We start from the raw sequence: 366 nt of genomic DNA, 5'->3' as shown, positions 1-366 counted from the left end.
GTCTGATATCTTGTAAATAGGAAACAGACAGGAGTAGCGATATGCAAAGTGCCACATTAAAGAAAAACACTCACCAGCAAGAGGCTGCATTGGCTTCCTTGAGAAAGAAATATGGTTCTAGTCTGGTGGTTAAAACGTCTTCTGATTATGAAGTGATTCCAACAGGTTTTCCGAGTTTAGATCATGAGTTACTCGGTGGATGGGTCAAAGGTAAGTTTCACGAGCTTTTTGGTCCTCCGCAATCAGGTAAAACGGTGCTGGCTTATAGTTCGATCTCTCATGCTCAAAAATCAGGTTTGATTTGTGTCTATATCGATGCGGATGGAAAGTATTCCCCAGAGGTCGCCGCGGCAAATGGTGTTGATA

1 pseudogene is annotated in these 366 nt (G+C 42.9%); it reads left to right on the top strand.

Annotation, left to right across the window (positions count from 1 at the left end):
- Positions 1–41 precede the first annotated feature (41 nt).
- Positions 42–366, top strand: a pseudogene (locus tag AB4585_RS24470) (hypothetical protein); the annotation flags it as partial.

The sequence above is a fragment of the Vibrio sp. 10N.222.49.C9 genome (assembly GCF_041474985.1).
GTDB lineage: Bacteria > Pseudomonadota > Gammaproteobacteria > Enterobacterales > Vibrionaceae > Vibrio > Vibrio crassostreae_C.
Note: the sequence above shows the minus strand (reverse complement) of the source record. Positions and strands in the feature narration are given on the sequence as shown.